This is a genomic window from Rhodococcus sp. DT1, assembly GCF_049844875.1.
Taxonomy (GTDB): Bacteria; Actinomycetota; Actinomycetes; order Mycobacteriales; family Mycobacteriaceae; genus Rhodococcus.
This window is the reverse complement of sequence record NZ_JBNCLW010000002.1, coordinates 124,686-137,399: the sequence shown is the minus strand read 5'-3', so window position 1 is coordinate 137,399 and position 12,714 is coordinate 124,686. Positions and strand designations below refer to the sequence as shown.

General features: G+C 66.9%; 11 protein-coding genes. 6 read left to right on the top strand and 5 right to left on the bottom strand.

The genetic code is table 11. The features are described from left to right. Positions 1-5: 5 nt before the first annotated feature. From ACLQ3J_RS04955 to ACLQ3J_RS04945, 3 genes are all read left to right on the top strand, one after another. Complete coding sequence (locus ACLQ3J_RS04955; protein ID WP_169622123.1) at positions 6-560, top strand: YceI family protein; 555 nt, start codon at positions 6-8, stop codon at positions 558-560. A gap of 103 nt (positions 561-663) precedes the next feature. After that, positions 664-1,044, top strand: coding sequence for a DUF3054 family protein (locus tag ACLQ3J_RS04950; protein ID WP_169622122.1), 381 nt, complete (start codon positions 664-666; stop codon positions 1,042-1,044). Positions 1,045-1,112: 68 nt separating this feature from the next. Beyond that, positions 1,113-2,579 (top strand): peptide MFS transporter, encoded by a 1,467-nt coding sequence (locus ACLQ3J_RS04945; protein ID WP_169651483.1) that lies wholly within the window; start codon positions 1,113-1,115, stop codon positions 2,577-2,579. 40 nt (positions 2,580-2,619) lie between these two features. On the opposite strand, the gene ACLQ3J_RS04940 is transcribed toward ACLQ3J_RS04945, so the two are convergent. From ACLQ3J_RS04940 to ACLQ3J_RS04930, 3 genes are all read right to left on the bottom strand, one after another. Next, complete coding sequence (locus ACLQ3J_RS04940) at positions 2,620-3,357, bottom strand: sulfite exporter TauE/SafE family protein (protein ID WP_296550737.1); 738 nt, start codon at positions 3,355-3,357, stop codon at positions 2,620-2,622. 73 nt (positions 3,358-3,430) lie between these two features. Then, positions 3,431-5,080, bottom strand: coding sequence for an NTF2-like N-terminal transpeptidase domain-containing protein (locus ACLQ3J_RS04935; protein WP_425902740.1), 1,650 nt, complete (start codon positions 5,078-5,080; stop codon positions 3,431-3,433). Between the two features lie 114 nt (positions 5,081-5,194). Continuing rightward, positions 5,195-6,967 carry a penicillin-binding transpeptidase domain-containing protein gene (locus tag ACLQ3J_RS04930; RefSeq protein ID WP_425902357.1) on the bottom strand — a complete coding sequence of 591 codons (1,773 nt, stop codon included), beginning with the start codon at positions 6,965-6,967 and terminating at the stop codon, positions 5,195-5,197. 203 nt (positions 6,968-7,170) lie between these two features. On the opposite strand from ACLQ3J_RS04930, the gene ACLQ3J_RS04925 reads away from it, so the two are divergent. Both ACLQ3J_RS04925 and ACLQ3J_RS04920 read left to right on the top strand, forming a co-directional pair. After that, positions 7,171-8,709, top strand: a complete 1,539-nt coding sequence (locus ACLQ3J_RS04925) for an ABC-F family ATP-binding cassette domain-containing protein (protein WP_425902355.1) — start codon at positions 7,171-7,173, stop codon at positions 8,707-8,709. After that, positions 8,706-9,515 carry an alpha/beta fold hydrolase gene (locus tag ACLQ3J_RS04920; protein ID WP_425902353.1) on the top strand — a complete coding sequence of 270 codons (810 nt, stop codon included), beginning with the start codon at positions 8,706-8,708 and terminating at the stop codon, positions 9,513-9,515. The genes ACLQ3J_RS04925 and ACLQ3J_RS04920 overlap by 4 nt, the downstream gene beginning before the upstream one ends. A gap of 13 nt (positions 9,516-9,528) precedes the next feature. On the opposite strand, the gene ACLQ3J_RS04915 is transcribed toward ACLQ3J_RS04920, so the two are convergent. Both ACLQ3J_RS04915 and ACLQ3J_RS04910 read right to left on the bottom strand, forming a co-directional pair. Further along, the gene (locus tag ACLQ3J_RS04915; protein ID WP_240952511.1) at positions 9,529-10,182 is read right to left on the bottom strand and encodes a TetR/AcrR family transcriptional regulator; all 654 of its coding nucleotides are present in this window, start codon (positions 10,180-10,182) and stop codon (positions 9,529-9,531) included. 138 nt (positions 10,183-10,320) lie between these two features. Beyond that, the gene (locus ACLQ3J_RS04910) at positions 10,321-11,544 is read right to left on the bottom strand and encodes an acyl-CoA dehydrogenase family protein (RefSeq protein WP_169622116.1); all 1,224 of its coding nucleotides are present in this window, start codon (positions 11,542-11,544) and stop codon (positions 10,321-10,323) included. A 153-nt stretch (positions 11,545-11,697) separates the two neighbouring features. On the opposite strand from ACLQ3J_RS04910, the gene ACLQ3J_RS04905 reads away from it, so the two are divergent. Beyond that, a complete protein-coding gene (locus ACLQ3J_RS04905; RefSeq protein WP_425902351.1) occupies positions 11,698-12,714 on the top strand; it encodes an energy-coupling factor ABC transporter permease in 1,017 nt (338 codons plus the stop codon).

The following is a 12,714-nucleotide window of genomic DNA, read 5'->3' as shown; positions in this document are numbered from 1 at the left end:
ACGCGATGACGACCGCCACCACCACCTTTCCCGGCCTCACCACAGGGATCTGGGCCCTCGATCCGGTCCACTCCAACGTCGGCTTCACCGTCCGGCACCTCATGGTGAGCAAGGTGCGCGGAAGCTTCGAGAGCTTCTCCGGCGCGATCACCGTCGCCGAGGACGGCACCGCATCGGTTCGCGCCGACATCGACGTCGCGTCGATCAGCACCAAGAACGCCGATCGCGACGCCCACATCCGGTCGGCCGACTTCTTCGACGCCGAGCAGTTCCCCGTCGCGACCTTCGTCTCCACCGGTGTCCGCGCGGACGGCGACGACTACATCGTCGACGGCGACTTCACGCTCCGCGGCGTCACCAAGCCGGTCGAGCTGCGCCTCGAGTACAACGGCGTCAACGCCGGAATGGGCAACGGCCCGGTCGCCGGGTTCGACGCCACGACCGTGATCAACCGCAAGGACTTCGGCATCTCCATCGACATGCCGCTCGAGGGCGGCGGCGCCGTCGTCGGCGACAAGATCACTCTCCACCTCGAGATCGAGGCCGGCCTGCAGGCCTGATCCCCCCGACATCTCCCGCGCCATCGCCCTCGGGCGTCCCTCCGCACGGAGGGGCGCCCGTCGGTGCATTCGGACACGTTCGCCACGGCGCTACCCTGAAGCCGTGAAAAAGTACGCCCCCGCGCTGGTTGCCGACGTGGTCCTGATCCTCGTGTTCGCAGCCCTCGGCCGATCCAGCCACGAAGAAGTCCTCGATCTCGTCGGCCTGGCACGCACCGCGTGGCCGTTCCTCGGCGGGCTGACCGTCGGCTGGTTCCTCGTCGCGTGGCTCTACCGCGACAAGTTCGACGCGTTCGCCGCAGCACCCACCGGCCTTCTCGTCTGGGTGAGCACGCTTGTCGGCGGCATGCTGCTCCGCGCGGCGACCGGTCAGGGAACCGCCACCGCCTTCATTCTCGTCGCCACCGGCTTCCTCGGCGTGACTCTGATCGGCTGGCGACTTCTCGCCCGTGTGGTCCGACGGTCCGATTCTCGGGTCGCGTGAGAACAACCACTGTGTGATTTTTCGAGATCGATTGGCTCGAGGGTGTCCCACGGTGAAACAGTGGATATATGACTGACACCGCTTCAGTGCCGGAGTCGCGATCCGATACGAGGTTTTTCGGCCAGCCTCTGGCGCTGGCCAACCTGTTCGGCGTCGAGATGTGGGAGCGATTCTCCTTCTACGGCATGCAGGGCATCCTCATCTACTACCTGTACTACTCGGTTGCCGAGGGTGGTCTGGGGATCAGCAATGCCGCCGCAACCTCGATCGTCGGCGCGTACGGCGGCACGGTCTATCTGTCGACGATCCTCGGGGGATGGATCGCCGACCGTCTCCTCGGCTCCGAACGGACACTGTTCTACAGCGCGATCCTGATCATGTTCGGCCACATCGCGCTCGCGCTGCTGCCGGGCTTCATCGGTGTCGGCGTGGGCCTCATCCTCGTGGCCGTGGGCAGTGGCGGACTCAAAGCGACCGCAACCTCGATCGTCGGTGACCTCTACGACGAGAAGGACCAGCGCCGCGACGCCGGATTCTCCATCTTCTACATGGGCATCAACATCGGCGCCCTCGTCGGTCCGCTGCTCACGGGGTTCCTGCAGGTCCGGTACGGGTTCCACTGGGGATTCGGACTCGCCGCGATCGGCATGTTCCTCGGCCTGTTGCAGTACACGCTCTACCGCAAGCACCTCGGTGACATCGGCAAGGTTCCGCCGAACCCGTTGCCGGCGGAAAGCCGGATGCGTGTCGGCGGAATCGCACTGGCCGCGCTCGTTCTGGTCGTGATCCTCGCCTCCACCGGCATCATCTCCGCGAACAGTCTGTCCGACATCGTCGTCACCCTGACGGTCATCGCGGCAATCACCTACTTCGTGGTCATCCTCTCGAGCAAGAACATCACCTCGGTCGAACGCAGCCGGGTGCTGTCCTTCATCCCGATGTTCGTGGCGAGCGCCGTGTTCTGGTCGCTGTTCCAGCAGCAGTTCACGATGGTCGCGGTGTACGCCGATACCCGCCTGAACCGCGACCTGTTCGGGTGGGAGTTCCCGCCCTCGTGGGTGCAGTCCATCAACCCGGTGTTCATCATCGCGTTCGCCGGTGTCTTCGCGGCTGTGTGGACCAAGCTCGGGCCGCGCCAGCCGTCGTCGCCGATCAAGTTCGCTGCCGGCACGATCATCATGGGCATCGCGTTCCTGTGCTTCATCCCGATGGCGGGTGGCGGTGCCAACAGCGCCCCGCTGCTCGGCCTGGTCGGCATCCTGCTGCTCTTCACCTTTGCCGAGTTGCTGCTGTCGCCGGTCGGCCTGTCGCTGACCACGAAGCTCGCCCCGAAGAGCTTCCATACACAGATGGTCGCGTTGTTCTATCTGTCGGTCGCCCTCGGCAGCGCGATGGCCGGCACGCTGGCGGGTTTCTACGACGAGACCAACGAAGTGCCGTACTACCTGTGGATCGGCGGCGCCTCGATCGCGGTCGGCGTTGCCCTTGCCGTGGGTTCGCCCTGGATCAAGAAGCTGATGCACGGCGTGAACTGAGTGCCGCCCGGAGGTCTCGCCGCGTTGCCACGGACGCGGTTCACGTGAGCGCGAGCCACGCGGCGAGACCGAATCCTGCCGTCGCGACACCTACGCGAAGCGCGGTCGGCGGGATCCGCGCGACCAGTGGGGGTCCGCACCAGCCGCCGGCGAACGCGCCGAGAGCCATCGCGAGGGCCGCCGGCCAGTGCACCGGCCCGAACACGGCGAATCCGATCGCGGCGACGAGGTTCGCGGTACCCAGCAGATAACTCTTGAGGATGCTGGCCCGCCATATGCTCTCGGACGTACAGATCAAGGTCACGGCCAGAATCATGACGCCGGCGCCCGCACCGAAGTAGCCGCCGTACACGGCCACGACGAACAACGCAGCGGCGTACGCACGCGGCAGGTCGCGGCCGCGCGCCAAAGCGCGGATACGGGGCTGAAGCAGCAATGCGAGAGAGGCGAGTGCCACCAGATACGGCACGACCGCCTCGAACGAACCGGCCGGTGCGACGAGCAGCACCCCGGCTCCGATGGCGCCGCCCAACGCGGCGTAGGCCGTCCACCTCCACACCCGCGGCCCGGTATCGACGACTTCACGAACGGAGTTGGTGAGCGCTCCGACGCCGACGCCGACCATCGCGACCGTGTTCGTCACGTTCGCCGCGACCGGCGGCAACCCGACGGCGAGCAGTGCCGGATACGACACCAATGATGCGAGCCCCGTGACGAATCCGACCACTCCCGCGAAGAAACCCGCAACCACGAGCAGCAGCAGTTCCAGAACCGTCACGATCGCCGAACCTACCGCCTGCCGCCCCCGGTCGCCCGGACGGGCGTTCCGCCGGGACGGTCGCCGGGCGAGGTCAGAAAGCCTCGTCCGGCTGCGCGAGTTTGCTGAGGAATGTATCCGCGACCTTGATTGCCCGGTCTCCCCCGTCGGCGTCGGCGACGAATACCGCGAACGCGATATCGCCGCTGTAGCCGTAGAACCACCGGTCGTCCCCGCTCGCGGCGGCGACTCCCGACAGTCCCGCGTGCTTACGCAGGAAGGACGCTGGTCCCTTCTGTACGTTGTCGGCCATCATGCCGCGCAGCGCGTCGACGACGTGCGGGGGCAACGCGTCGACCGGGTCGTTGATCGTCGCGGGCTGACCCTGCACGATCGACGGCGCCACAGCCTCGCCGCGCGCAACGGATGCGGCCAGAACAGCTGCCCCGAGGGGGCTGATCAGTGCGTCGTCGTTGCCGGATCCGGCGAACTGCACCACTCCGGATCGCGTATTGCCGATCTGGCTGGTCTCGAAATCGAAGCCGGGCACGCTGACGTCGAGGCCGAGTCCGAGCCGGCGGGCCGTCTCTGCGAGATCTTCCGAGCTCACATCGGCGCCGTCGATGCCCTTGTCGAGTCCGGCGGCCAACCGGACCGGGTCGAGCGTGCCTCCGGCCGGGTACATGCCGTGGGTCGCGACCGGACCGAGTTCCATCGCCCAGTTGTTCACGTCGGCGGCGAGGACGCCGCCCGTGGACGGCTGGATCGCGACGAGCGCGGTGGGCGTTCCCGTGGTGACCACCGCTTCCTTCGCGGCAAGCTGCACCTTCGAGTCCACCATGGCATTGAGGTCCGGGGGCGGCGGCCCCTGGAAGCCCGCAACCTGGATCGGACCTTCCTCGGGATCTTCGAGCGTGACCGCCCAACCCGCGGTACGGTCGCGTTCGAGTTGCCACGCCGAGCGCAGCGTATCGAGCAACGGCGTGGAGATCCGTCGATCGGCACTGATCAGCGTGGGAGTCTGGATCACTTCGACACCGGGGATCGACTCGATGTCGCTCCCGAGGAACTGATAGTCCTGGTCCCGCAGTTTGACGGCGGTGATCCGGTTGCCGGGGTCGTTCGCGAGCCGGTCCTGCATCAGTTGCGCGGTGATGACCGGCGCGACAGGTGCGAGCACCTCGGCCAGCCGGGTCGTGGTCGCGCCGGGGTCGGGCATGGCGGCGGGATCGAGCACGACGGCGTTGATCGTCTGTTCCTCCATGAGGAGGCGGCCCGTGCGGTCGAAGATCTTCGGGGGCGCGGCGTCGGTGCGGACGTGGTGAACGGTTCGTCCGCCGCCGAGGTCGGGCACGATGATGTCCGGGTCCCACGACACTCGCCAGCCCACGCCGAGTTTCCTGACCGCACCGTCGACCTGGTAGCCCCAGTCCATGCCCTCGCCGAAATTCCAGGCGGCGGAGAGCGTGAAATACCCGGACTCACTGTTCAGTTCGACGAACTGCGAGACCTCGTAGTCGACCGTGCCGTCGGACAGGCCGTCGAACATCTGCCCGATGGTGCTTTCTGCTGCGCTCGGGTACGACGTGAGCGAGGCCGCTGAGGCAGGGTCACGGGCGTCGAGAGCGGCGACGAAATCGTCGACCAGGCCACGCGCGTCGGTCCGTGAGCCGTTGACCACGAAGGCAGTGACCGCCACGGCGACAACCAGAACGACGACCGCTGTGAGGGCGAGCACGCGCATCCGCCCCCTGCGCCGCCACTCACGAAATCCCATGACAACCAACCTTCACTTCAGCCACAGGAGGAACAAGCACGGCGTGCCTACGAACGAATCACAATTACGCCACACGTCCGATTACCCCCTCAACCACCTGCCGGCGGCTTCGACTGCGGGAGCCGAACCGTTCGCCCCTGCCACGAACACTGCGAAGGCCAGATTATCGCGTGATCCGATGAACCATCCGTGCGCCCCGTCGTTTTCACCGTACTCTGCGGTCCCGGTCTTACCCGTCAGATCGGGGATGTCTCGCAACATACTTGCTGTACCGCCGGTTATCGTCTCGCGCATCATGGTTCGCAGCGCAGCGGTCACTTCGGCCGGTGCCGGAGCGATTTCCTCGTCCACGGTCGTCGCACTCCCCTCGACGAGTACCGGCAGCGGAGCGCTCCCGTTCGCCACGGCCGCCGCGACGAGGGCCATACCGAAGGGTGTCGCGGTGACCTGTCCCTGTCCGATCGCCGATTCGACGAGGGCTGCGGGAGTGTCCGTTTCCGGTACCGATCCGGTGACGGTCACAAGTCCGGGCGTGACATAGTCGGCGCCGAGCCCGAACTGGCGAGCCGCGTCCGTCAGTGCGGTCGGAGGCAGGTTCACGGCGAGCTGTCCCATCGTGGTGTTGCACGAGAACGCGAACGCTGTGTGCAACGGCACCGCCCCCAGATCGAAGCTCTCGTCGTTCGGGATCGTGCGGTCCTCGATCGTCGCCACTCCGGGACACGGCAGGACCGTGTCCGGATCCGCGAGGCCGGCCTGAAGCGCGGCCGAGGTGGTGACGACCTTGAAGGTCGAGCCCGGCGGATACAGGCCGGTGAGCGCGAGCGGACCTTCGCGGTCGGCGGCGGCGTTCTGCGCGATCGTGCGCACGGCGCCCGTCGAGGGCTCGATGCCGACGATCACCGCGGGAGTGTCGAGGGAGGCGAGCGCAGCTTCCGCCCCGATCTGCAATTGCGGATCGATCGTGGTGGACAGGTCGGGCGCCTCGGGCCCTGTCTCGCCGGCCACCTGCTGCGCGGTCCCGTCCGGCTCGACCCGCTGGACCACCCACCCCGCGGATTCGGCCTGTCCCTGTTCCCACAACTCCACCAGGCCGGACCACACCGGCGAGGCCAGCGCCCGGTCTGCGACCAGCAATCTCGATTGCGGAACGAGCGTGACGCCGGGCAGGGCGGTCAGCTGCTGCTCGATCGGAGCCAGGTCGTCCTCGCGCAGCGAGATCGCGGTCAGCGACTGTCCGGGCGCTTTCGCCCGATCGGCGGCGAGAGACTCTGCGGTGATCGTCGGCGCAACGGGCGCGAGCAGCGGTGCGACTGCCGCGGGGTCGGCGTTCGCATCGAGATTCACCACCGTGACGACCTGCTCGCTGAACAGGGTGCCGCCCGCCCGGTCGTAGATCGTCGGCGGCGCACCCGCGGTGGTCACCAGACGCACTGCTGCCCCGTGCGCGAGTTCCGGGGAGAGCACAGCCGGATCCCAGCGCACTCTCCACGAGTCGGAGTCCTCCACAGCCGACCCCGTCGTCCGGTACGCCCAGTCGCGTCCCTCCCCGAAATTCCACGAGACATCGAGGTCGAAGGTGTTGCCGTCGCCCGTGCCCGCAACGCCGACCACCGGATCGCTGGTGCCGAGGCCGTCGAACATGCCGGTGATCGCGGCGGCCGCGGCCTGCGGGTCGGTGGTGAGCGCGGCCGCTGCCTGCACATCGCCCGCGTCGAGCGCGGATGCGAACTCCGCGGCCACCGTCTCGGGCTGGTCCGGCCCCAACAAGCCGCATCCGGCTGTCACGAGCACGAGGACCGGTGCCACGCCTGCAGAAACCCACTGCCGTCGAATACGCACGACGTCGATCATGCCCAAATTCTCGACGATGTGCCGGACAGTACGCGCCGCCGGGAGCGTCGGGGAGGGTGTCGATATTCGGTTGCACGACCGTCGTCACACGACCTACCGTGGTACTCGGCCCTGTCACCGAACGAGTGGAGAACTGCGTTGCTCCGGTAGTGGTTGTCGACCACGCGGCACACCCGCGATCGATCCACCTTTCAGGAGCACTCATGTCTTCCCTCTCGGGCATCACGCTGTCCGGCCTCACGTACGACCATCCCGACGGCACCCGCGTCTTCGAGAACCTCGACGCGACTTTCACACTCGGGCGCACCGGTCTCGTCGGGCGCAACGGAACCGGGAAAAGCACACTTCTCCGTCTCGTCGCCGGGCACCTCCGGCCGCGGAGCGGTGCGCTGACCGTCCGGGGCCGAGTCGCCTTTCTCCAGCAGGACGTCACGCTCGATCCGTCGGTAACCGTCGCGGCGGTACTCGGGTTGGACGAGATTCGAAGGGCCCTGCGGCGAATCGAATCCGGCGTCGGAGACGCCGGCGATTTCGGCATCGTGGGCGACCGCTGGGACATCGAGGAGCGCGCCCTCGCACTCGTGCACCGGCTCGGTCTGGAACGAATCGTGCACGACGAAGGCGACTTCGACCGCACCGTGGGTGGCCTCTCCGGGGGAGAAACGATGCTGCTCGCCTTCACTGCACGGTTGCTCGACGAACCGGACGTGCTGTTGCTCGACGAACCCACCAACAATCTCGACGCGGAGGGACGCGCGCGACTGCAACAGGCCCTCGACCGTTTCGCCGGCACCGTCGTCGTCGCCGGTCACGACCGCGACCTCCTCGACCGGATGGACACGATCGCCGAACTCCGCGACGGGCAACTCCGGCTGTTCGGTTGCGGATACAGCGAATACGAGCAGATCGTCGCTGCGGAACAGGAGGCGGCACGTGCCGCCGTGCGCGACGCGCGCAACGACGTCCGGCGTCAAACACGAGATCTCGCAGCCGCGCAGGCGACCCTCGCGCAACGACAACGGTACGGACGCAAGATGTTCGAGCAGAAACGCGAACCGAAGATCGTCATGGGTGCGCGTAAACGGCAGGCTCAGGAATCGGCGGGACGGTACCGCCGTGAACACGAGGCGAATCTCGACTCCGCGCGAGCGCACCTCGCACACGCGCAGGACGCCGTGCGCGACGACCGGGAGATTCGTGTCGACCTTCCGGAAACCACCGTGCATCCGGGTAGTCGCGTGGCGGAAGGGCCACTCGAGATCGTCGGACCGGAACGTATCGCTCTCGGCGGCCCCAACGGTTCCGGCAAGACGACACTGCTCGACCGCATCGTCGGGGCCGGCCCTCTTGTGCCGTTCGCGCTGCTCCCCCAGCGACTCGACATCTTCGACGACACGCTGTCGGTGGTGGAGAACGCAGAACAGCGGGCACCTCATCTGCCACCACAGGAGATCAGGGCGCGACTGGCCCGGTTCCTGTTCCGGGGCAGCGACGGCGACGTGCCGGTCGGTGCGCTGTCGGGCGGAGAACGGCTGCGGGCCGCATTCGCGATCGTCCTCGCGGCAGATCCGCCGCCCCGCCTGCTGCTGCTCGACGAGCCGACCAACAACCTGGATCTGCCGAGCCTCGATCATCTGACGCAGGCGCTGCACGGATTCGCGGGCGCACTCGTGGTCGTCTCGCACGACAAGCGGTTCCTCGACGACATCGGGATCACCCGGTCGGTCACACTGGGCACATGAGTGTCACGACCAACCCCGCCGACGGAATCCATCTCTCGTACTCCATTGCCGGCTCGGACGAGAAGAACGCTCCCGATGTGATGCTCGTGCACGGGAGCGCGCTGTCCTCCTCGGTGTGGCGAGGTTTCGGCTACGTGCGCGCGCTCGGCGACCGGTACCGCCTGATCCTTCCGGACCTGCGTGGACACGGCCGCAGCGACACCCCGCACGAGCCCGACGCGTACGCGATGGATCGCATCGTCGGTGATCTGCTGGCCGTGCTCGACGCCGCGGACGTCGAGCGCGTGCACTACGTCGGGTACTCGTTCGGCGCGAGGGCGGGGCTGGCGCTGGCCCTGGCCGCTCCGGACCGGGTCGCCGGCCTGGTCCTGCTCGGCGGCAGCGCACGACCACAGCGCGGGGCGATGGACGCGATGTTCTTTCGCGGCTGCGTCGACGTGCTCGAGCGCGACGGCATGGAGGGTTTCGTCCGCGAGTGGGAACGACAGCGGCAGGAACCGGTGGACGCGGCCACGCGGGCGGCGTTCCTCGCGAACGACCCACTCGCGCTGGCCGCGTACTTCCGGCGCTCCGACCTCGAGCCCGGGATCGACGACGAGGCCCTCGCGGCACTCGATGTTCCGACGATCGCGGTCGCCGGGTCCGAGGACCACATGCGCGTGGACGACACCCGCGCGATATCGCGCTCGATCCCGGGCGCGCGTCTGGCCGTGCTGCGTGGGTTCGACCACGCGACGACGGTGGCGGCGCTACCGGAGGTTCTCTCCGTCATCGAGCCGTTTCTCGAGGCCCGGACCGTGCGCTGACCGGGCCTCGCGCTCAGCTCACGGCTGCGGGACGACGGGCAGCCATCGCTTCGCAGATGAGCGCCTTGACCGCGCGTTTCATCACTTCGACGGCGTCCGGCACGGGTAGACGCAGCACGTCGCGGAGCGAAACCCACATCGGCCACGTCGTGCTGATCGCGATCGAACTCTCGATCTGGCAGCGCACTTCGCTTCCCACACCGTCGAGTTCCCGCGCGAACAACACTTGCGCTTCGAACGCCGCCCGCTCGAAGTAGCGCAGACGATTGTGCTGGAGTTCCCGCGAGAACGGCGCCCGAATCTCCGACGATCGGGCGAACGGCGCAATGAATTCGAGCAGTTCGGCCCGCTGGCGGCAATACGCATCGATCCGCTCGGAGAGCGGCAACGACGGATCCACGGGCTCGTACGCGTCGTCCTGGCGCCGTAAGAGTTCGGCGCCGGTCGCCTCGAACAGCTTCTCGAGATCTCCGAAATGACCCCACAGGGACCGCAAAGACACACCTGCGCGCGCCGCGATCTGCGCTCCTGTGGGTTTGAGTTCACCGGCACGGATCAACGCAATATGCGCGTCGATCACGGCCTGCCGCGTGCGTTCGGCACGCGCCGACCGCCCGTCGACATGGCCTGGTGGCCTGATTCCGGTGTCCATATCGTACGCGTACATCGCTCCCCCGATTTCCGCTCGATAACTATGTACCGGCCACTCCCCTCGTCGGTGGCCGGATTGTTGTAGTGCCGAGAATAGACGACACGCCGGGCGAATTTGAGAATGCCCGACGTGTCGTTATCGAAACCAGCGAAATTACCTGGACAGCAATCCCTTCGCGATGTGCGTCACCTGAATCTCGTTGCTCCCCGCGTAGATCATCAGTGATTTCGCATCGCGGGCGAGCTGCTCCACGCGGTACTCGGCCATATAGCCGTTTCCGCCGAACAACTGCACCGCCTCCATCGCGACATCGGTCGCGGCGCGCGACGAGTAGAGCTTCATCGCCGATGCCTCGGACAGGCTCACAGGCTTCCCGGCCTCTGCGCGTTCGATGGCACTGAACACCATGTTCTGCACGTTCACCCGCGCGATCTCCATCTCCGCGAGCTTGAGCTGGATCAGCTGGAACCGGCCGATTTCGCTGCCCCAGAGCTTGCGCGACTTGGAGTACTCGACACACAGCTTCAGGCACTGCTCGATGATGCCCAGCGACAGGTACGCGATCCCGATGCGTTCTGCCGCGAACGATTCCTTCGCGCTGTCCTTGCCGTCGCTCTTGCCGCTGTCCTCGGTCTCCCCGAGGAGTCGGTCCCGGGTGATGCGCACATTGTCGAAGAACAATTCGCCGGTGGGCGAGGAGTTCATGCCCATCTTCTTGAACGGCGGGCTCTGGGTGAGCCCCTCCATTCCCTTGTCGAGCACGAACGCGAGTACTTTGCGATCGCGCCGGTCGACGGAGGCGTTTCCTTCGTCGAGCTTCGCGTAGACGATGATGACGTCGGCGTACGGCCCGTTGGTGATGAACGTCTTCTGTCCGTTGAGGATGTAGTCGTCACCGTCCCGGCGGACCGTGGTCTTCATTCCGCCGAAGGCGTCCGAGCCGGAATCGGGTTCGGTGATCGCCCACGCGCCGACCTTCTCGAAGGTCACGAGTTCGGGCAGCCACCGCTTCTTCTGTGCGAGCGTTCCGCGGCTGCGAATCGTACCGGCGGTAAGACCCAGGCTGACACCGAGAGACGCCACGAGACCGAGACTGACCCCCGCGATCTCGATGTTGAGCAATGCCGCCATTCCGGGAGAACCGCCCATGCCGCCCGATCCGGACGACTTCTCACCCGATTCTTCCTTCGCGAGTGCCCGTTCGAGCGATTCCCGAGCCATCTCGTCGATGCCGAACGTCGAGTACAACTTGCGAATGATGTCGTAGGGCGGCAACTCACCCGACTCGAGCCTGTCGACATGCGGACGGAGTTCCTTCTCGATGAATCCGCGCAGTGCATCGCGGAACATGAGGTCTGTATCTGACCACTCGTACATCTCCGAAATATAGAACACGTTCCGGTTTCTGTATATGCTCCGCATCGTCGGCAGCCTCTCCGAAACCCACCCGGACGGCGGGTAGCCGGGGTTACTGTTTCGTCCCGAACACGCTGCCGGGGAGGTCTCGAAGTGGATGTCGTGGCACTTCACATGAGCGACGGATTGATCGATCCGCGCGCCTCCGTCTTGTTCTATGTCGTGGCAGCGATCGGTGTGTGCCTTGCCGCCTGGTGCGCGCGCAGCGATCTCCACGTGCGGACAGTGCCCTTCGCCGCGCTGGTCACGGCGCTGATCTTCGCTCTGCACACGGTTGCCGTCCCGATCCTGCCCGGCGTGAGCGGGTATGTCGTCGGGGCGGCGATCGCCGCCATCCTGCTCGGCCCCTTCGTCGGCGCCCTGAGTATGGCCATCGTGCTCACCGTGCAGGCGTTCGTCTTCGCGGACGGTGGGCTTTCCGCACTCGGTGCGAACGTCACCAACATGGCGCTCGCCGCGGTCGCCGCCGGATTCGTGGTCGCGGTGGCCGCGCGGGCACTTCTTGTGCGTCGCGAGGTTCGCTCGCCGCTCCTGACGCCGACGCTCGTGTCCCTCGCCGCAGGATTCGTCTCCGTGTTCGCCGCGACCGCAAGTTTCGTCGTCGAATACGCGCTGGGAGGAGCCACCGCCACGCCCGTGGAGAACGTGGCGTACCTGTTCGCGGTGCACATCCCGGTCGCGCTCGTCGACGGGTTGGTGACTGCCCTCGTGGTCGTCGCCGTGACCCTGGTCCACCCGGCGTCCGTCTTCCTGTTGCGAGAACAGTCCCTAGCGGCCCGCCCCGCCGCACATCCGCGCGGGGTGTTGCTCGCCGGGCTGGCATTCGCAGCACTGGTGATCGCGGGCCTCGTCTCCCCGCTCGGTGCGTCCGGGCCCGATGCACTGGAAGCGGCGACTCTGCGGGGGTGCACACGGGGCCCGGACACCGATACCGGCGAATGCATGGCACGCCGGGTCGAAGAACACCGCTTCGCCGGGAGTGCGCTCGCCGGGTACACGGTCGGCGATCGGCCCGGATCCGCCGGCGTCGCGGCACTGATCGGGACTCTGGGCACCTTCGTCGTCGCGGGTGTCTGTTTCCGGGTCCTCGCACCGCGGGAGGAAAAGCGCACCATGGCAAGTGCTGCGTGA

Excerpts from the sequence above, each read along its gene's own strand:
- ACLQ3J_RS04935 (WP_425902740.1), bottom strand. The coding sequence starts at position 5,080 with ATGCGCGTGCTCGCCCTCACAGCGGTCGTCGTTCTGGTTGTCGCCGTG.
- ACLQ3J_RS04955 (WP_169622123.1), top strand. The coding sequence starts at position 6 with ATGACGACCGCCACCACCACCTTTCCCGGCCTCACCACAGGGATCTGG.
- ACLQ3J_RS04915 (WP_240952511.1), bottom strand. The coding sequence starts at position 10,182 with ATGTACGCGTACGATATGGACACCGGAATCAGGCCACCAGGCCATGTC.
- ACLQ3J_RS04910 (WP_169622116.1), bottom strand. The coding sequence starts at position 11,544 with ATGTACGAGTGGTCAGATACAGACCTCATGTTCCGCGATGCACTGCGC.
- ACLQ3J_RS04905 (WP_425902351.1), top strand. The coding sequence starts at position 11,698 with ATGAGCGACGGATTGATCGATCCGCGCGCCTCCGTCTTGTTCTATGTC.
- ACLQ3J_RS04945 (WP_169651483.1), top strand. The coding sequence starts at position 1,113 with ATGACTGACACCGCTTCAGTGCCGGAGTCGCGATCCGATACGAGGTTT.
- ACLQ3J_RS04925 (WP_425902355.1), top strand. The coding sequence starts at position 7,171 with ATGTCTTCCCTCTCGGGCATCACGCTGTCCGGCCTCACGTACGACCAT.
- ACLQ3J_RS04920 (WP_425902353.1), top strand. The coding sequence starts at position 8,706 with ATGAGTGTCACGACCAACCCCGCCGACGGAATCCATCTCTCGTACTCC.
- ACLQ3J_RS04930 (WP_425902357.1), bottom strand. The coding sequence starts at position 6,967 with ATGATCGACGTCGTGCGTATTCGACGGCAGTGGGTTTCTGCAGGCGTG.